This window comes from Aliiroseovarius marinus (genome assembly GCF_004360145.1).
GTDB classification, from domain to species: Bacteria; Pseudomonadota; Alphaproteobacteria; order Rhodobacterales; family Rhodobacteraceae; genus Aliiroseovarius; species Aliiroseovarius marinus.
Genome location: NZ_ML178712.1, coordinates 152160 through 171038, shown reverse-complemented (window position 1 = coordinate 171038; position 18879 = coordinate 152160). Strand labels below are relative to the sequence as shown.

Sequence of the window (18879 nt, the reverse complement as noted above, 5' to 3'; positions counted from 1 at the left end):
GGTCAAGCAGTTTATCCCGATGTGCCAAGAAATGCGGGTCTGCGAACGCGCTAGGCGTGCTTTGGGATGTGGTGAATGCGATCCGAGGTGGATCTGTGGTTCTTGATCCACAGACTGGTCGCATCCATTGGCATGGGTTTTGCCACCGCATAGCCTTGGACATCCGTGCATCCCAATTCGCCTAGTTTGGTGTATTCGCCGTGGGTTTCGACGCCTTCCGCCAGCACGCCAATCTCAAGTTGTCTTGCCATCGTCAGAATGGCTGAGACCATATTCTGCTGGTTCTTGTCCGTGTCGACATGGGTGACGAAAGAGCGATCAATCTTGATACGGTTAAGGTTGAAACGGCGGATATGGGCAATCGATGCGTGTCCGGTGCCAAAATCATCCAGATCAATGTTGCAGCCCATACGTGCCAGAGCATTGATGTTGCGCGCGATGACGTCATCGTCTCCTTGCGCAATCACGCTTTCCAGAATTTCCAGCGTCAACCGCTCGGGCGAGACGTCAAATCGATCCAGATCCCAGCGGATCTTCTCGAACAGTTTGGGGTTGGACAGCTCTTCTGCCGTCATGTTCAGCGATACGGAGGGCACCTCAAGCCCCAATTGATCCCATTTACAGATGCTGGTCAGGCATTCGAACAGCATCACCTCGCTCAGACGTTCCAGTAGTCCGGCTTGCGTCAGGGCGGGCAAGAATGCGGCCGGAGCAATCAGGCCCAGTTCAGGATGGTTCCAGCGGACAAGCGCCTCCATCCCGGTCAAGCGCCCGGTGCGCAGGCAGACCTGAGGCTGGAACCAGGGAATCATTTGTCCGGTTTCCAACGCTTCGGACAGCTCGGCTTCGGAATGCTCGGATGGTGCTGCCCTAGGGGCCATGCCATTGGCAAACGCCCGGATCGAGCCCGGCCCGGCGACCTGTGCCGTCTGAAGAGCGCTTTCGGCGGCTTGCAAAAGTGAGTCTCCAGTTGCCTCGGGCGCACGCCGGGGCAGCGAAAAGCCGACACTGGCGGTCAGGTGCAGACGTGTTTCATCCAGATCGATGGGGGTCGCAATGGCCGATTGCAGCCGCGCGGCGATCTGTAAGACAACTTCAAGATCCGCGCGGGTTGTTCGGTCGATCGCAATGCCAAACCGTCCACGTCCCAACGAGCAGATCAGGTCCGTTGCGCGCAGCATCGACCGCAGCGTTTCACCGATCTGAGCTTCGATCTTGTCCTGCGCATCCAATCCATAGTGGTCTGCGAGGTGCGGAAAGGCATCGACCTCGATCACCAGACAGCATTTCTCTTTCATATCAGGGTCGTGAAAGCCCGCATCCAGCATATGTGCAAGCCGCCCGCGCAGGGGCAGGCCAGTGACGGGATCAGAAGGCCATCTGTCTTTGAGCGACGTGCGGGTCAGCGTGCCGCCAAGCGCAAAGAGCCCCGGAAAAAGGATGGCGGATACCAAAAGAGCGCGCTCTCCCCCCGCCCCATAGGCCAGCAGCAACGCCGCAGGCAGAATCGCAGTGAACTGGGGGCTGGTCAGAAAATGCCGAACAGCGTTTTTAACAGGGGAAGGGCCAAAACTGACAGCCATGATGCATTCCTAGACTAACACTCCAAACACGGTCCGGATTCCCGGGGTGTCAGGGACAAAGTAGGAACATGTGGTCAATCAGGCGTTAACGCGCCCGAAAAAAACTGCCAGGAATTGATGAGGTATTTTCATCAACTTATGATTGATCTCGCGTCAGGCCTGCAAAATCAAAGAGTTGGGGGTCCAGAAGGTGGCTGGGGCGCGTGTTCATGAGCGCTTTGAACATGATCTGACGGCGCCCCGGGAAGTTCGATTCCCACTCGTCGATGATCTTTTTCACCTGCTGACGCTGCAATCCATCCTGCGATCCGCAGAGGTCACAGGGGATAATCGGATAGTTCATCTGAGTCGCGAACTTCTCGCAATCTTGCTCGGCCACATGGGCCAGAGGGCGGTAGACGAACAGGTCGCCTTCCTCGTTCACCAGCTTGGGGGGCATCGTGGCCAGTCGCCCGCCGTGAAAGAGGTTCATGAAGAACGTTTCTAGGATATCGTCGCGGTGGTGCCCCAGAACCACGGCCGAGCAGCCCTCTTCGCGGGCAATGCGATACAGGTTGCCGCGACGCAGGCGTGAGCAGAGCGAGCAGAAGGTGCGGCCCTGCGGGATTTTATCCATCACAATCGAGTAGGTGTCTTCGTACTCGATCCGGTGCGGAACCTGCATGTCTTCAAGGAACTTTGGCAGGACGGTGGCTGGGAAGCCCGGCTGGCCCTGATCTAGGTTGCAGGCGAGGATCTCGACCGGCAGTACGCCACGCCATTGCAGCTCATAAAGCGCAGCCAGCATGGTATAACTGTCCTTGCCGCCCGACAGGCAGACCAGCCACTTGGCGCCACGTTCGACCATGCCGTATTGGTCCAAGGCTTCGCGCACATTGCGCATAATGCGCTTGCGCAGCTTCTTGAACTCGGTGGTCGAGGGCGCGCCGTGAAACAGCGGGTGGATATCGTCGAGCTGATCTTTCATGGGCGCGGCATAGGCGAAAACACCTTTCTGGGCAAGGGTTGGTCTGCGCCTCTGCCCCCAAAGCTTACAGCCAATGCTGGCGCTGCGAGGGGAGGGAGAGATCCCGCGGCGGCAGGTCCAGATCCCGTGCAAGGGACGGCGGCAGATCGTCTAGCCGTTCTGGTCGACGACGCTTGGCAAACAGGCTGGCGCGGATCACATGCCAGCGGCCGTACGCTTCGATCAGGTTCAGCAGTTTTGCCTCGAAGCGGCGGTTGCGGACGCGGCGGGGCGGCAGGGTCAATGTATAGGTCATTATCGATCTCCTAATTCGGGGGTGACTGTGTTGTCGGACCTCAAGTCGGCTTTAGGTCAAGCACTTTTTTGGCCCGCCCCGAAATGCAGGGGCGGACCGAGTGGAAGCGCGGATTACAGTCGCGGTTCGCGGAATGTTGGCGGAGGGTGGCCGGGCGGAAGTCCCACATCGCGACGCAGGTGGTCGGACAGGTGGTCCGCCCGCGGTCGCCGCAGGTTTCGCGCAACAAGCCGCATCGCCAGCGCACGCAGCACGCGCATCGCACCGTGATCGGCAATCAAGTCATCCAGCAAATCGTTCAGCCGGACAGGTTCAGAATGAAAATTCGAGTCCATCATGGGTTGGTTACCGGCATGACGCCGGCCCTTCTTGAAGTTGGGTTTGGTTGCAATGAGAGCTGAACGGCCACGAAACGACGGACGCAGTGCGACCGTGGTCTGGTGTTATGTGTCAGCTATCGGAAGGCCCGGTATCCGGGCAGCGGGGGCGGTCAGGCGCGTGACGCGTAGGTCACGAGGCGTGGGTACCCCAATAGGCCGCAACACAGGTTAGGCGGAGAGCGGTGATATTCGTCATGTAACGCCTCCTTCTGCTTGAGCGTTGCGGATGGCGCCTGTTTAGCGCAAACGGGCGCTAACTCAAGTTTCAAGTGAAGGTTGTAGGGGGCTGTGGCCGCGAAGGCACGATTGTATCAATCGTGGGTGCTACAATCGTGTTTGGTATCCGGTACCGGGTCATAGCCGCACGATCCCCACGGGTTGCAGCGGGCAATCCGCTTGGCCGCGATCCAGCCGCCCTTGAAGGCGCCGTGCTTTTGCAGGGCTTCCAGCGCATAGGCGCTGCAGGTGGGCTGATAGCGGCAGTTGAACCCAACCCACGGGCTGAAGATCAGGCGATAGGCCCGGATCGGCAGGGACAGGATGAAGGCAGCGGGGCTCATGATTTCTTTCGCGGGGCGTGGATCTGGTCGATGGCGCGGACAAGGTCCGCTTTCAGATCCATATAGTCACGCGACACAGTTTTTTCAGCGCGACCGATGAGCACATAGTCCCAGCCGGGCTTGCCCAAACCGGGCAGAACCTCGCGCGCGATGGCGCGCAGGCGGCGTTTGGCGCGGTTGCGGACCACGGCATTGCCGACTTTCTTCGAGCAGGTGAACCCGATGCGGGTTTGGTGGGGTGGGGCTTTCTCGCCCTCACGCCGTTTGCGGGCCTGTAACAAAAACGCAGGCGCGGGTGCGCGGCGCGCGCGGGCGGCGGCCAGAAAGTCGCGCCGCTCGGTCAGGGTGATCAGTTTGGGATCATCCACGCAAACGGAAACCGCCGCAGACCCATCGGCCTCGGCGGTTTTCGTTTTGTCAGCTTTGGGCGCAGACATGCCTGCGGCCCCAGCGCTTATGCGCTCAGCGACTTCCGGCCACGTACGCGGCGGGCGTTCAGGATCTTGCGACCGGCTTTGGTAGCCATGCGCGAGCGAAAGCCGTGGCGGCGTTTGCGAACCAGGTTCGAAGGTTGGTAAGTGCGTTTCATCGCCCGTCTCCGTTTAGGCCCCCAATCCCGGTGGATTCGGAGCGTGTGTCATTCGAAGCCCGGTCTATAGGGGGCAATTGGGGGCAAGTCAAATGCCTGATGAAATATTTTCGCCCCTTTTGTTACATCTCTATGCGATTTCTTCACCCCTGTTCAAGCAAGCGTGAGGTGGGTGGGCAAGTCGGGCGATTGCGCTCATGTTGCAGACAACCACCGCGGCACAGCTGCGACCCTGCTGCATTGACCGGAAAGACCGATGATGATGACCGACCCCGACACGAACATGTCGAAGCCTGAACAGAACGCGCTGCTACGCCGTTTGCCCTTGATTGCGATCCTCGCTGTGGCCGTGATCGGTGCCTTTACCCTGCGCGATTACCTCAGCTTCGAGACCTTGGCGCAGAATCGCGAGGCGCTGTTGGCGTTTCGGGATGCCAATTATCTGCTGACAGTCGGCGTTTTCATTGCCGCCTATGTGGTCATCGTCGGCTTTTCGCTGCCCGGTGCGACCATTGCGACCCTGACCGGGGGCTTTTTGTTCGCGACCTTCCCCGGCGTGCTGTTCAACGTGACGGCGGCCACGATCGGCGCCACGATCATCTTTCTGGCCGCCCGCTGGGGGCTGGGCGAAAAGCTCGCCGCTAAGATGGAAGGCAGCGAGGGCGCGGTGAAGAACATCAAGGACGGGATCGACGAAAACCAATGGTCCGTTCTGTTCCTGATCCGCTTGGTGCCCGCTGTGCCCTTTTTCGTGGCCAACCTGATTCCCGCGCTGGTCGGCGTTCCGCTGCACCGCTTTGTCATCTCGACCTTCCTGGGAATCATTCCCGGCGGGCTGGTCTACACCTCGGTCGGTGCAGGTCTGGGCGAGGTTTTTGCCCGCGGCGAAACCCCGGATCTGGGCATCATCTTTGAACCCCACATCCTGTTGCCCATGCTGGGACTGGCCGCGCTGGCCGCCCTGCCGATGGTGCTGAAACTTTTCAAGAAGGACGCCTGACATGGCAGAACGTATCAAGACGGATGTCTGCATCATCGGTGCAGGCTCGGGTGGGCTGTCGGTGGCGGCAGGGGCTGTGCAGATGGGGGCCTCGGTGGTGCTTCTGGAAGGCCACAAGATGGGCGGGGATTGCCTAAACTATGGTTGTGTTCCCTCAAAGGCTTTACTGCATGCAGGCAAGACCGCAATGGGGTGGGACGACGCGCATGACCACGTACGTCAAACCATCGCCACCATCGAACCCCACGATTCGGTCGAGCGGTTTGAGGGGCTGGGCGTGCGTGTCATCACCGAATACGGCCAATTCATCTCGCCCAAGGAAGTGCAGGCGGGGGAATACATCATCGAGGCACGGCGTTTTGTGATTTCAACCGGCTCCTCGCCCTTCGTGCCCCCCATTCCGGGCATCGAGAACGTGCCTTACGAGACAAACGAGACGATTTTCGAACTGAAAGACAAACCCGACCACCTGCTGATCATCGGCGGCGGCCCCATCGGGCTGGAAATGGCGCAGGCGCATCGCCGTCTGGGCTGCGAGGTCACCGTGATCGAAGGTGCCAAGGCGCTGGGCCGGGATGATCCCGAAATGGCCGCGCATGTATTAGAGGCACTCCGCGCGGAAGGCATTGCCATCGAAGAAGAGGCGCTCGCCGCCGAAATTCGTGGCGAAGCTGGCGCGATTGAGGTCGAGGTCAAGGATGGCCGCGTCTTCAAAGGCACCCATTTGCTGATGGCCGTCGGGCGCAAGCCGAACACTGATAAACTGAACCTAGAGGTCGCCGGGATCGAACCCACCCGCGCGGGCATCAAGGTCGATGCCAGCCTGCGCACCACCAACAAAAAGGTCTATGCGATCGGAGACGTAGCGGGCGGGCTGCAATTTACCCATGTTGCGGGCTACCATGCGGGCGTCATCATCCGCTCAATGCTATTTGGCCTACCTTCGAAACAACGCACCGACCACATTCCGTGGGCGACCTATACTGCGCCGGAACTCGCCCAGATCGGTCTGACCGAAGATGAAGCGCGCAAGACCCACGGCGACAAGCTGGAAGTGGCCCGCTTCGACTTTGCCGGAAATGACCGCGCCATCGCGACCCAGCAGGCCAAGGGGCTGATCAAGGTGATGATCGTGAAAGGCCGCCCGGTCGGCGTGTCCATCGTCGGCCCCGGCGCGGGCGAGATGATCACGCTCTGGGCGCTGGCCATCGCCAACCGTTTGAAAATGGGGCAGATCGCAGGCATGGTTGCCCCCTATCCCACCATGGCGGAAATCAGCAAGCGGGCGGCGGGGGCCTATTTCTCGCCTCGACTTTTTGATAATCCTACGGTCAAACGGGTGGTAGGCTTCGTTCAGAAATTCATCCCGTAACCGAACCGACGAGGGCGCGCAGGTGTTCAATACTCTTTCCGGCCGTTTCCTGATCCTGACGACCCTGTTCGTCATGCTGGCCGAGATTTTGATCTTCGTGCCCTCGGTCGCGCGCTTTCGGGCGGATTATCTGCAAGACCGTCTGGAACGCGCGCAGATCGCGTCGCTTGCGCTGCTTGCCGACGACATGATCGCGCCAGAGCTGGAAGCGGAACTTCTGGAGAATGCCGAGGTCTATAATGTCGTTCTGCGCCGTGACGAAATGCGCGAGCTGATGTTGTCCTCGACCCCGCCCGGTGCGGTCACTCACGACTATGATCTGCGCGACGCGTCAGCGATGACCCTGATCCGTGACGCGATGATGCGTCTGTTCAATCCCGAACCCGAGGTGATCCGCGTCATCGGTGACCCGGTGCGCGAGGGCGGTCTGGTGATCGAGGTCACCATGTGGACCGCCAAGCTGCGCGCCGCGATGATCGATTATGGGGTGAACATCCTTCTGCTGTCCGCCGTTATCTCGGTCATCACTGCGCTTTTGTTGTTCCTAGCGGTGCAGCGCGTGATCGTGCGCCCGATCAAGGGCGTCGTGGGCAACATGAAAGCCTATGCCGCTGATCCCGAAGACGCGCGGCGGATTATCTCGCCCGCCACCAGCGTGACCGAGCTGCGTGAAGCGGAAGTCACCCTGCGCAGTCTGCAAACCGATCTGACCGGCGCCCTGAAGCAGAAAGAGCGACTGGCGCAACTGGGTGGTGCCGTTGCCCGGATCAGCCATGACCTGCGCAACGTGTTGACCACCGCGCAGTTGTTTGCAGACCGGATGGAAAGCAGTGAAGACCCGATGGTGAAGCGCGTTGTGCCAAAGCTGGTGAACTCGATCACCCGCGCGGTCAGCCTGTGCGAAAACACGCTGGCCTTCGGCAAGGCGGAAGAGCCCGCGCCGACCATGAACCGTTTCAATCTGGCCGAGCTAACCGCCGACATCATCGAAAGCGAGCGCCTGTCGGCAGGTGATCACGACCTGTCCTTTGCCGAGGATATTCCCGCCGGTTTGACCCTGCGCGCCGATCCCGAGCAGCTCTATCGCGTGCTCTCAAACCTTGTGCGCAACGCGCGTCAGGCGATCGTGGCGTCGGGCAAACCCGGTGAGATTGCGTTGCAGGCTTCTGAGACCGAAACCGACTGGCAGATCCGCGTGGTGGATACCGGGCCGGGGCTGCCGAAATCCTCGCAAGATCATCTGTTCCAGCCGTTTGCGGGCACCAACCGAAAGGGCGGATCGGGGCTTGGCATGGCGATTTCCGCCGAGCTGGTGCGCGGGCATGGCGGGACCTTGGAACTGGAGCGCACCGACGACACCGGCACCGCCTTCCTGATCACCCTGCCGCGCGACATCGCGCAGTAAGCTGCGCGCAAGGAAAAGGGGCCGCATGACGCGACCCCTTACCTGCCGTGGAGTTTGGGGAAGTTAGCTTTAGCTTTCCGGCGGCAGGATCACAGCGTCGATCACATGGATCACACCATTCGAGGCTTCAATGTCGGCGGCGGTGACGTTCGCGCCCTGTACGGTCACGCCCGACATGGTGCCGATTTTGACCTCAGCACCTTGCACCGTGGCGGCCATCATGCCGTCCGACAGGTCGCCGGACATCACTTTGCCGGGGACCACGTGGTAGGTCAGGATCGACACCAGCTTGTCCTTGTTTTCCGGCATCAGCAGCGTTTCGACCGTGCCTTCGGGCAGGGCGGCAAACGCGTCATCGGTAGGGGCGAAGACGGTGAAGGGACCGTCGCCCTTCAGGGTGTCGACCAGACCCGCGACCTGCACGGCTGCGACCAGAGTGGTGAAACTGCCTGCGCCGACGGCGGTGTCGACGATGTCTTTGGAATGATCATCGGCAAAGGCCGGGGCAGCAAAGGCTGCGGCTGCGGTGACGGCGATGAAAGTACGACGAAGCATGTTGATCTCCTTGTTGTCAGATACAAGGAGTACGGGGGGCTTTTGGGTCCGGATCACCGGTTCAGATGACGTTTCTGTGAGGGGCGCGTGAGGTCACAAATCCAGCGCAATCTCTCCGTCCGCGTCTTTCGCCCGGCTTTGGCACAGGATCATCGCGCCCTCGCGCTGGGCGTTCGAGAGGACGAAGTCGCGGTGTTCAACATCGCCCGACAGCACACCACATTTACACACGCCGCAAATCCCGTCCGAGCATTTGACGTCCACATGGAACCCCGCCGCGTTCAACGCATCCGCCGCAGTCTGATCTTCCGAGACCGCGATCCTGCGACCATCTTTCAGGCGCAGGGTGAAGGGGTGGTTTTCATAATCCGGCTGCTCGGGCACGCTGAAATATTCCAGATGCCGCGCGTCCTCGGGGATGCCTTGGCGCTCCGCCGCCTGCATCACCGCATCCATGTAGCGATCCGCACCACAGGCGTAGATATGGGCACCGTCGGGGGCGTCTGCGAACACCGCATCGAAATCCGCGCGCGAGCCTTCGTCCGAGAAATGCAGATGCACCTTATCCGCCCACGGCATCGCCGCCAGATCGTCTAGATACCCCGCATCCTTCCGGCTGCTGGCCGAGTAGTGCAGTGCGAAATCGGCGCCAAGCGCGTGCAGGCGGTGCGCGAAAGCGATCATCGGGGTGATGCCGATCCCACCGCCCATCAGGAAGGTCTTGGGCGCATCCTCGACCAGTTCGAAATGGTTGATGGGTTTCGAGACGAAGACCTTCCGCCCCTCGGTGAAGATCCGATGCAGCAAGGCCGACCCGCCGCGCCCATCCTCTTCGCGCAGCACACCGATCTGATAGCGGCTGCGGTCTGCGGGATCACCAGACAGCGAATACTGCCGCAGAAAATCGGGCGAGACGAGCACATCCAGATGCGCCCCGGCGGTCCAAGCGGGCAGCTCGGACCCGTCCAGCGTGGATAGCTCGTATTTCGTAACGCCGGGCGTCATCTGCTCGACCTTCGACAGGGTCAGCTGCAGGACCGGGCTGTCATCCGGCACCACATAGCGGTGGACCATCGACAGGTCCCCCCGCGCTTTCCGCTCGCGGTACTCCTTGGCCGAGATCATCGCCTCATATGCCGCAATCCCCGCTTCGCGATCCATCGGGAACGGATAGGGATAGGGTGGCGGGGCCAGCGGCGCGGGGTAGGTCGCAAGCGTCTGATCCTCGGGCTTCAGATCAATCTCGCGCTGAAGGTCGCGGCGGTTCGTGGGCTGCTTGGGGGCGTGGTATCCACCATCCTCGCCAAGCTCCAAATCCCACCACCATTTCTTGACCTCGTTCAGACCGCCATTGCCGACGGCATCGTCGAGCTTCGCCAAGACAGGCGCCGCACCCGGCAGGTTCGAGGCCGCCCAGCGGAACGGCGTCTGGGCAAACAGCCCCTCAAGGTTCCACGGGCATGTCTTCATGCAACGTCCACACATCGCGCCGCCCGGCTGGGTCACGCGGTAGGTGGTGCATTTCTGGCTGTCGGATTTCCAAATCTCATAGCCGTTGAACATCTTCTTCGGCCCGGCGGTGATCGCGCCCGAGGGACACTCCCGCGCGCATTTATTGCAGCTTTCGCAGAAGCGCTGCAGGCCGAAATCAATCGGCCTATCATGGGCCAGCGGCATGTCCGTTGTCACCGCGCCGGATTTCAGACGCGGGCCAAGCAGCGGGTGCAGAATAACCTCGCCAATCCGGCTGATCTCGCCCAACCCGGCCAGCAGCAGAAGCGGCGGTTGCAGCACCGTGCCGTCCATCACCGTGTGCGCCTTGGCCGAGTAGCCGAGGTTGCGGATCTGCTGCGCGATCACCCCGCCGATCAAGGAAAACCGCAGATAGGCGCGCATGGATTGGCTGACCGCGATCCAGTCGTCGCCGGACGCGCCCTCCATCGTTTCAAAGCCCTGATCCACAATCATGGAAATCGCGTTGTGATGGGGCGGCACGATCTCGGCCCCCGTCGCGTCGTGGCTGTACCAGACCCAGTCGGGGCAGCGGCTGGTGCCCGCCGCGTCGATCCCAAGGAAATAGCTTGCGGCACGCAGCGCGGCAGCGTTCTTTTCCGCATCCGTCGGGCGCGTGCCCTCGGTCACAGGGCCGTCTTGCAGTGGTGTGAATACCCCAAGCGCGCGACGTTGGGCATAGCTGGGCGCAGCCTTGCGCACATACATCCCGCCAGAGGAGCTTTCGTGCAGATGCTTGCCCATATCGCCAAACTGCGCGCGGGCGAACATGTCGGATCGTTTCGGCACGCGGGCGACGTTTTCTTCGTCGATATAGGAGGTCGGCTGGTCGACACGCTTTAAGCGCTCGAAGGGCAGCGGGCCTTGGGCATAGTCGCGCCGCGCATAGGGATCGCGGTTCAGGCCGGATTTCGCACTGTCCACGCCCAGCGTCCAGCGTAGCCCGGTCAGGCTTGTCTGTTCTGCTTCGGGGGCAAGGGGGCGGTCGGGGGCAACCTCAAGATCGGTAGTGACAACGGCGAGGCCGAACTGGTCACCTAGCCACGGGGCGCGCGGACCCTTGGGCGTTGCCCATGCCAGCCCGGCCTGCACCGCAAGCCGCGACATCCAGACATCGCTGGCCGCCCCGGTATGGGCCTTCGCGCCATACCCCAGAAGCCGCAGATAATTCGCGATGACGATCGCGGTTTCCGAGGACAGAAGGCAGGCGCGGTGGTCCTGCGCGTCCATGATCCACTCCGCCCCCGGCTCGTCCGCACGGGGCGCGCGGTGGTGTTCATAGAGGAAGACAATCGCGTGGGTGTGGCCTGACACGGGGCGGATGCCAGCAGACAGGCTTTCCTTCAGCTCGGCCATCAACGTGTCGATGCCAGCGGCCAGCGTCCGAACCTCGCGCGTTTCTAACGCGGTGACGAGGTCCTGAATGCCGGGGTTCTCGGCGGGCGTGTCGCGCAGCGCGTCCGCGTCCAGCCGCGTGATGCCAACCATCGAGGCATCTGCGAAATAGCCAAAGGCTTTCAGATGTCGTGCGCGTTCATCCAGATCGTCAGGGATAGACGAGCGCGTCCGGTTGACCTCGCCATCCCGGATCGCGTCCAGGGCTGCCTGATAGGGGGCCATCGCGTTGACGATGCTTTCGGGCCGTTCGGGTCGTTCAAAGGACAGATGTGGATCGGGGGCAAGCTGATCTAACCCAGGTGCCGTATCGCAACGGCGTAGGCGTTCAAGCGGGTAAGGGCCCAGATCCACGGGCCGATTGCGGGTCGAAAACAAGCGCATGTCGGTCGTCCATTCTGCCGGGAAAGGCAGATGCTGCCTTCGGTCCGGTCAGGTCTTTCAGGTGTTAGACTACCCAAAGCATGGATGGAAAACAGACGCTAGGGAAAAATTGGATTCAATATCCGTTCCGGGCGCGAAAACGCCGGATCTCGCTGTCGGTCGGGGTTTGGCCGGTGAACAGCTCGACATAGCGGGGGACGCGGTCGATCCGGCCTGTGGGGTCCTCTTTGATCTCCATCGCGATATAGCCGACCTGCGTATAAAGGATGGTCATGGTCCGGACCTCGGCATCCGCGGGTGTAAAGCCGTAGCGTTCAAACATGGACTTGATGGCGGACTTGCGCTGGGCGTCGGCGGCGTCGACCCGTTGCTTCAGGTCCGCATCATGGTCGGCCCAGTTCCGGATGGCGCGGTCAAGCTGTGCGTCGAACAGATCTTTTTGGAACCAGCAATCCTGAAGATTGAACATCGCCTCGCAGATCGTCTCGGCATAAAGCGCGCATTGGGCGACCAGATTGCCGGTGTTCTTGTCCTCCCACCGCTTGATCATGGCGTCCAGCAACGCCTCGCGGTCGCGGAAGTGGTGGTAGAAGCCGGTGCGTGTCAGGCCCAGCCGTTTGGCCAGCGGCAGGATCTTCACGCCGTCCACTCCAGCCGTGACCAGAAGTTCAAGCGCTGCATCAAGCCACATGGTTTCGGAAGCGCGGGGGCGGGGGATGTCGTTTTTAGCCATAATCCCGGATCATAGGCGACTTGACACGTGTGTCAAATCAGTTGCCACTTATGTCAATTATGCGACTCATGACGAAGGAGGATGTGATGGGCGAGCTAAGCACAGGACGGCGGCGCAGCCGTGGCAAGCGGCAGGCACGTGATGGTGCGCCGGGGCAGAACCCGCATCTGGAGCGGCCCTATATCAAGCGCGGCATCCCCACCTATGACATTCTGGGGGAAGAGGCGCTGAGCCAGATCGAGGCGACCGCCGACCGCATCATGGCCGAGATCGGCATCGAGTTTCGCGATGATCCCGAGACCGTCGAGATGTTCCGTAAGGCAGGTGGCGAGGTCACGCAGCTTGACGATACCCGCTGGAACATCAAGTTCGCGCCGGGCATGATCCGTGAGATCCTGAAGACGGCGCCGGGCGTCTTCACACAGCACGCCCGCAACCCGGCCAACAATGTTCAGATCGGCGGCGACAATGTGGTCTTCGCGCCGTCCTATGGTAGCCCCTTCGTGATGGATCTGGACAAGGGTCGCCGCTATGGCACGCTTGAGGACTTCCAGAACTTCGTGAAGCTGGGACAGGCCAGCCCGTGGCTGCACCATTCCGGCGGCACCGTGTGCGAACCCACGGATGTGCCGGTAAACAAGCGCCATCTGGACATGGTCTACGCCCATATGCGCTATTCCGACCGGCCCTTCCTAGGCTCGATCACAGCACCCGAACGTGCCGCTGACAGTGTCGAGATGTGCCGCGTGTTGTTCGGCGCGGAATTCGTCGATCAAAACTGCGTCATCATGGGCAACTTCAACACCACCAGCCCTTTGGTGCTGGATGGGATCACCACGCAGGGCATTCGCGAATACGCCCGCGCGGGGCAGGGATCGATTCACCTACCGTTCCTACTGGGTGGCGCGGTGTCACCCCTGACGATGGCGGGGTCCATCGCGCAATGTCTGGCGGAAAGCATGGTGTCCTGCGCGGTGGCGCAGCTGGAACGTCCGGGCGCGCCGGTGGTGCTGGCGAGCTTCCTCAGCTCGATGTCGCTGCGCTCGGGCTCGCCCACATTCGGCACGGCAGAACCTGCGGTGGGCAGTCTGGTCTATGGCCAGCTGGCACGCCGCCTGAACCTGCCCCTGCGCTGTGCGGGGAACTTCTCGACCTCGAAACTGCCGGATGCGCAGGCAATGCAGCAGGCGATGATGTCGATGATGTCGGCGGTGCAGTGTGGCGCGAACTTCCTTTTGCACTCGGCCGGGTTCCTCGATGGGCTTCTGTCCATGTCCTACGAGAAATTCATGCTGGATCTGGACCTCTGTGGCGCGCTGCATTCTTATTACGATGGGGTTGTGGTGAACGAGGATACGCTGGGCTTTGATGCCTTGGCCGAACAAGGGCCGGGCGAGCACCTGTTTTCGACCGCACACACGATGCGCCACTATAAGACGGCCTATTACGACAGCGCGCTGGACGACAACCAGCCGTGGGAGACATGGGACGAGCAGGGCGAGATCGACATGGCGACCCGCGCTAACCAGCGTTGGAAAGCGCAGTTGGCGGCTTATGAGGCGCCGGCGATTGATGAAGCCACAGACGAGGCTTTGCAGGACTTTATCGCGCGCAAGAAAGCCTCGATGGAAGACGCTTGGTACTAAGAGGAAGATGATGTCAAACGATCCACTTTTGCAGCCGTATCAACTGGGGCATCTGACCCTGAGAAACCGGATCATGACCACCAGTCACGAGCCCGCCTATCCCGAGGATGGGATGCCAAAGGCGCGCTATGCCGCCTATCATGCCGAGCGCGCCAAGGCGGGTGTGGCGATGACCATGACGGCAGGCTCGGCGGCGGTGTCCAAGGACAGCCCGCCTGTGTTCAACAACATCCTCGCCTACAAGGACGAGGTTGTGCCGTGGATCAGGAACCTGACGGACGCGGTGCACGAACATGGTGCGGCCTGCATGATCCAGCTGACCCATCTGGGGCGGCGCACGGGCTGGAACAAGGGCGATTGGTTGCCGCCAGTGTGCTCGACCCCCCACCGCGAACCTGCCCACCGCGCCTTTCCGAAAATGGCCGAGGATTGGGACATCTCGCGGATCATCTCGGACTTCGCGGACGCGGCCGAGCGGATGAAAGAGGGCGGCATGGACGGGGTCGAGGTGATGACCCACGGGCATTTGCTGGACCAGTTCATTTCGCCTCTGACCAACCGGCTGGACGGCCCCTATGGCGGCGACCTTGCTGGGCGGATGAAACTAACGATGGATATCATTGAAGCCGTGCGCGACCGTGTGGGGCGTGAGTTCATCGTGGGCGTTCGCTTTGCGCCGGACGAAGTTGAAACCGGCGGGATTGATCCTGAAATGGGGCTGGAAATTGCCCGGATGCTGCGCGATTGCGGGCATGTGGATTATCTGAACATCAACCGGGGCCGCATTCATACGGATCCTGCGATGACGGATATGATCCCTATTCAGGGTGCGCCTGCGTCTCCGCATTTGGATTTCGCGGGGCGGGTCCGCAAAGAGGTTGGGATGCCCACCTTCCATGCCGCTCGTATTCCAGATGTCGCGACCGCGCGTCATGCGGTGTCCACTGGGCAGTTGGACATGGTTGGCATGACGCGCGCGCATATGGCCGATCCGCATATCGTGAAGAAAATCATCGAAGGGCGGGAAGAAGATATTCGCCCCTGTGTTGGCGCGACCTACTGTCTCGACCGGATTTATCAGGCGGGGGATGCGCTGTGCGTCCATAACGCCGCCACCGGGCGTGAGTTGACCATGCCGCACGAGATTGCCGCTGCAGAGACCCCGCGCAAGGTTGTGGTCGTGGGCGCTGGGCCTGCGGGGCTTGAAGCGGCCCGTGTGGCTGCCGAGCGTGGCCATGACGTGACCGTCTTTGAAGCACAGCCCGATCCCGGTGGACAGGTGCGCCTGACCGCGCAAACTCCGCGGCGGCGCGAGATGATCGGCATCATCGACTGGCGTATGGCGCAATGTGCGGCGCGGGACGTGACGTTCCATTTCAACACATGGGCCGAGGCCGATGACGTGACCGCTTTGAACCCCGACGTGGTGATCGTTGCCACCGGCGGTCTGCCGAACCTTGAACTGTTCGAAACCAAAGGCGAACAGGATCTGGCCGTCAGTGCCTGGGATGTGATTGCGGGGGATGTGAAATGTGCAGGCGATGTGCTGATCTATGACGAAAGCGGCGACCATCCGGCGTTGCAAGCGGCCGAGATCGCTGCCGAAGCTGGCGCGAATGTCGAGGTGATGACCCCCGATCGCATGTTCGCCCCGGACATCATGGCCATGAACCTAGTGCCCTATATGCGCTCGCTGCAGCCCAAGGGCGTGCGGTTCACCGTAACCGAACGCCTGAAGGATATCGCGCGCGACGGCAATCGCCTGACGGTCACGCTGGGGACGGATTATTCCGAGTTCACCCGCGAAGCCACTTACGATCAGGTGGTGGTGAACTATGGCACCATGCCGATGGATGAGCTGTATTTCGACCTGAAAGAGCTCTCATCCAACCGGGGTGAAATGGACCACAACGCGCTGATCGAGGGCCGTCCGCAAACCATCAACACCAATCCAGACGGGCAATTCCAGTTGTTCCGCATTGGCGACGCGGTGTCGGCACGCAATACGCATGCTGCCATCTATGACGCCCTTCGCTTGGTGAAAGACCTGTAAGATTAAGCCTGCTGCGTGCGTTCGATATACGCGCGCAGCTCTTCCGCCTCGTGGCGGGCATCGCGCAAACCGTCCATCGCGGCGCGCAGCTCGGCCTCAGTCTGATAGAGTTGGTTGGCCATCTCGGCCTCGCGCGATTGCAGATAGGTGATCGCCTCGTCGCGGGTTTCTTCCGCGTCGTGCAAGGCTTGCGCCATCTTATCCAGCTCGCTCATCTCGCTGCCAGGCACTTGCACGAAGCGGTGGATCAGCCAATGGGCAAACCATCCCAGTACGAAGGCCACGAAAAGAATAATGGCGGTGACGATGATAAACTCGGTTCTGTTCATCGGGGCTGTCCTTCCGTGTCAATCAGCGTTCCGGGCGCGGGGCCGGACGTGGGTCGTCTGCATCGGGGGCGAAGACTTCGGGGCCACTATAGGGCGGCGCGGCGGCGTCTTCAGGTGTTACTGTTTCGATCGCGTCCGGTGCGTCGGCTTCGGCCGTTTCGGAAACGGCGGGTGCGGTGTCGTCCGCAGCAGTGTCTTCAGCCGGCGCCTCTGCGGTTTCAGGAGCAGCTTCGGCCTCTGCAGGCGTATCTTCCACGTCCGATACACCTTCCAACAGGCGGAACTCGATCCGGCGGTTGGCTTCGCGGCCTTCCTCGGTTCCGTTGTCAGCGATCGGGTTTTCCTCGCCATAACCGACAGCCGACAGGTTCGAGGTCAGGATCCGGCGCGACAGAAGCGCTGACAGGACGGCCTGCGCACGGTTTTGCGACAGGGCAAGGTTCATTTCCTCGCGGCCTTGGCTATCGGTATAGCCAGCGATCTCCATCCGCACGTCCGAGCAGTCGCGCATGATCTCGGCGATCTTGTCGACGGTCTCGGCAGCTGAGGCTTCGATATTGGCCGAACTGGGCGCGAAGGTGATTTTCTTCTCGGCCAGAACGGCATTGATGTTCGCTGCGCATTCTTCCGGAGTGGGCAGGTTTAGGGTCGGGTTTAGGCTTTCTTCATAGGTAACATTGACCTGAAAGTTTTCCGACGCCCCAAGTTTCTCGCCCAACAGGCGCGAGATTTCCGACGCGACTTCCGGGTCCCCGGTGCGCCCACGAATGTCCACGATGTCGGGCTGTACGACGATCACGCCGCTGTGGACCAGCGACAGGGCCTCAAGCCCGGCCAAAACGCGGGTGGGCCAGTTGCTGGGCAGGTCGGGGTCAAGGCGGGTGGCTGGATAAACGGCGGTCGAGCCGAACTTGGCGCGGGCAAAGCTTTCTGCCGCGCTGCGCAAGGCTTCGTCCGACAGGCGGCCGCGCAGTTGCACCTGTCCTTCGGGGCTAAGGGTCGCGACGAACTCGGGCGTCGCCTCGCCTTCGCCGGTGCCGTCGATCTTGACGGGTTCTGGCAGGACCGAGTGCAGCGAATAGAGGTCCGGCAGGTTGCTTTCCAGCTCGCCCACCACGCGGTCGAAGGTGGCTTGCGGCGTGGTGTCCAGCGCGACCAGAGTGACATCGGCATCCGAGAAGGTAACCGAACCGCCGCCAAGGGCCGCGACCGCGTTGATCCCCATTTCGGCCGCATCGGCCCAATCTGGAGACGGTACGCCCAGCCCGATGATGCAGTTGGTCACCCCTTCAAGGCCTGCCTCGGTCGCGGCCGAGATAATCTTGGCGCGTCCTATGGCGTCATGCGCAGAACAGGCGTCAAACCGCGCGCCTTCGTCGTCGATCAGGAAGCGCAGCGTGAATGGCGTGATCACCGGGCGTGGGGCGGAAATATCAAGCGACAGAAGGATCGAGCGTGGCGCCTTGCGCTTCAGAAGGCGGGCCCAGTCTTGCTGCTCTTCTGCGCTGTCGGCCACGGCGGTGATCGACACTTTGTCCGCATCCATCGAGATTTTCGAGCGCGGCAGCTGTTTCAGCGCATAGAGCGCGAAGTCCAGCGTCGTGTCCCAGTTGGCGGGGATGGGATAGTCGGCGACCTCTAAAAGGTCCGTGACCTCGGCCTTGCCGGCAATGTTGCCCACTTCGTCCACCAGAGCTTCGCGGTCCGATTGCGTGGGGATCAGGCCGATCATCGAGATGCCCGAGTTGTTGCGCAGCACCTCGATCGAGAAACGGGGTGGGGCCACGATCTCGGCTTCCGGAATGGTCATGTTGTCGATCACGCGGGCCGCGTCGACCTCGCCCCCGGCGATGGACAGCGCGCGAAACCGCATGGCTTCGCTGGGCGCATTTCCTGACAGAACGACCTGCAGACCATCGGATTGAACCTGCGCCCATTCATGCCCGCGCAGGGTCAGCGCATCCTGCACGGCTTCTTCTGAAAAGCTTTCGATGGCATTGACCGAAAGGATGGCCGCAAACAGGGCCAGAAAAGCGCCAACAACAAGCGAGGCCGAGGCCATAAGAAATTGCGAGGGGCGCATACGTATTCAGGTCCGTGATTTCTTTGGTTTTTAGTTTA

The 18879-nt window shown here is 61.3% G+C and carries 17 protein-coding genes; 5 read left to right on the top strand and 12 right to left on the bottom strand.

All coding sequences use genetic code 11. From position 1 onward, the window contains the following. Window positions 1-50: 50 nt before the first annotated feature. From EOL43_RS00860 to rpmH, 7 genes are all read right to left on the bottom strand, one after another. The gene (locus EOL43_RS00860; protein ID WP_133484904.1) at window positions 51-1583 is read right to left on the bottom strand and encodes a putative bifunctional diguanylate cyclase/phosphodiesterase; all 1533 of its coding nucleotides are present in this window, start codon (window positions 1581-1583) and stop codon (window positions 51-53) included. A 136-nt stretch (window positions 1584-1719) separates the two neighbouring features. Continuing rightward, on the bottom strand, window positions 1720-2550 hold the full coding sequence (gene ttcA / locus EOL43_RS00855; RefSeq protein ID WP_133484903.1) for a tRNA 2-thiocytidine(32) synthetase TtcA: 831 nt from the start codon (window positions 2548-2550) through the stop codon (window positions 1720-1722). Window positions 2551-2614: 64 nt separating this feature from the next. Next, on the bottom strand, window positions 2615-2845 hold the full coding sequence (locus tag EOL43_RS00850; RefSeq protein WP_133484902.1) for a hypothetical protein: 231 nt from the start codon (window positions 2843-2845) through the stop codon (window positions 2615-2617). Between the two features lie 113 nt (window positions 2846-2958). Continuing rightward, a complete protein-coding gene (locus tag EOL43_RS00845) occupies window positions 2959-3183 on the bottom strand; it encodes a hypothetical protein (protein WP_133484901.1) in 225 nt (74 codons plus the stop codon). Window positions 3184-3536: 353 nt separating this feature from the next. Next, window positions 3537-3785: a membrane protein insertion efficiency factor YidD gene (yidD, locus tag EOL43_RS00840; RefSeq protein ID WP_133484900.1), complete on the bottom strand. Its 249-nt coding sequence runs from the start codon at window positions 3783-3785 to the stop codon at window positions 3537-3539. After that, window positions 3782-4222, bottom strand: coding sequence for a ribonuclease P protein component (gene rnpA / locus EOL43_RS00835; RefSeq protein ID WP_133484899.1), 441 nt, complete (start codon window positions 4220-4222; stop codon window positions 3782-3784). The genes yidD and rnpA overlap by 4 nt, the downstream gene beginning before the upstream one ends. A gap of 17 nt (window positions 4223-4239) precedes the next feature. Continuing rightward, window positions 4240-4374 (bottom strand): 50S ribosomal protein L34, encoded by a 135-nt coding sequence (rpmH, locus tag EOL43_RS00830; protein WP_133484898.1) that lies wholly within the window; start codon window positions 4372-4374, stop codon window positions 4240-4242. 262 nt (window positions 4375-4636) lie between these two features. Here rpmH and EOL43_RS00825 point away from each other — a divergent pair, with 262 nt between their 5' ends. Genes EOL43_RS00825 through EOL43_RS00815 form a run of 3 tightly spaced genes read left to right on the top strand, consistent with a single transcriptional unit; the run spans window position 4637 to window position 8151 of the window. Beyond that, window positions 4637-5374, top strand: a complete 738-nt coding sequence (locus EOL43_RS00825) for a TVP38/TMEM64 family protein (protein WP_240686417.1) — start codon at window positions 4637-4639, stop codon at window positions 5372-5374. A 1-nt stretch (window position 5375) separates the two neighbouring features. Then, window positions 5376-6746 (top strand): dihydrolipoyl dehydrogenase family protein, encoded by a 1371-nt coding sequence (locus tag EOL43_RS00820; protein ID WP_133484897.1) that lies wholly within the window; start codon window positions 5376-5378, stop codon window positions 6744-6746. 22 nt (window positions 6747-6768) lie between these two features. Continuing rightward, window positions 6769-8151, top strand: coding sequence for a sensor histidine kinase (locus tag EOL43_RS00815; RefSeq protein ID WP_133484896.1), 1383 nt, complete (start codon window positions 6769-6771; stop codon window positions 8149-8151). Between the two features lie 69 nt (window positions 8152-8220). On the opposite strand, the gene EOL43_RS00810 is transcribed toward EOL43_RS00815, so the two are convergent. From EOL43_RS00810 to EOL43_RS00800, 3 genes are all read right to left on the bottom strand, one after another. After that, window positions 8221-8706, bottom strand: a complete 486-nt coding sequence (locus tag EOL43_RS00810) for a fasciclin domain-containing protein (protein WP_133484895.1) — start codon at window positions 8704-8706, stop codon at window positions 8221-8223. A 93-nt stretch (window positions 8707-8799) separates the two neighbouring features. Beyond that, window positions 8800-11997 (bottom strand): reductive dehalogenase, encoded by a 3198-nt coding sequence (locus EOL43_RS00805; protein WP_133484894.1) that lies wholly within the window; start codon window positions 11995-11997, stop codon window positions 8800-8802. Window positions 11998-12112: 115 nt separating this feature from the next. Continuing rightward, a complete protein-coding gene (locus EOL43_RS00800; RefSeq protein WP_133484893.1) occupies window positions 12113-12730 on the bottom strand; it encodes a TetR/AcrR family transcriptional regulator in 618 nt (205 codons plus the stop codon). A gap of 86 nt (window positions 12731-12816) precedes the next feature. Here EOL43_RS00800 and EOL43_RS00795 point away from each other — a divergent pair, with 86 nt between their 5' ends. Next, window positions 12817-14376 (top strand): trimethylamine methyltransferase family protein, encoded by a 1560-nt coding sequence (locus EOL43_RS00795; protein WP_133485525.1) that lies wholly within the window; start codon window positions 12817-12819, stop codon window positions 14374-14376. A 10-nt stretch (window positions 14377-14386) separates the two neighbouring features. Next, window positions 14387-16429, top strand: coding sequence for an NADH:flavin oxidoreductase (locus tag EOL43_RS00790; RefSeq protein ID WP_133484892.1), 2043 nt, complete (start codon window positions 14387-14389; stop codon window positions 16427-16429). A gap of 2 nt (window positions 16430-16431) precedes the next feature. Here EOL43_RS00790 and EOL43_RS00785 read toward each other — a convergent pair whose 3' ends face one another. Continuing rightward, entirely contained in the window at window positions 16432-16758 is a 327-nt protein-coding gene (locus EOL43_RS00785; protein ID WP_133484891.1) for a hypothetical protein, read from the bottom strand. A 22-nt stretch (window positions 16759-16780) separates the two neighbouring features. Further along, window positions 16781-18841 (bottom strand): OmpA family protein, encoded by a 2061-nt coding sequence (locus EOL43_RS00780; RefSeq protein WP_133484890.1) that lies wholly within the window; start codon window positions 18839-18841, stop codon window positions 16781-16783. Between the last annotated feature and the right edge of the window lie 38 nt (window positions 18842-18879).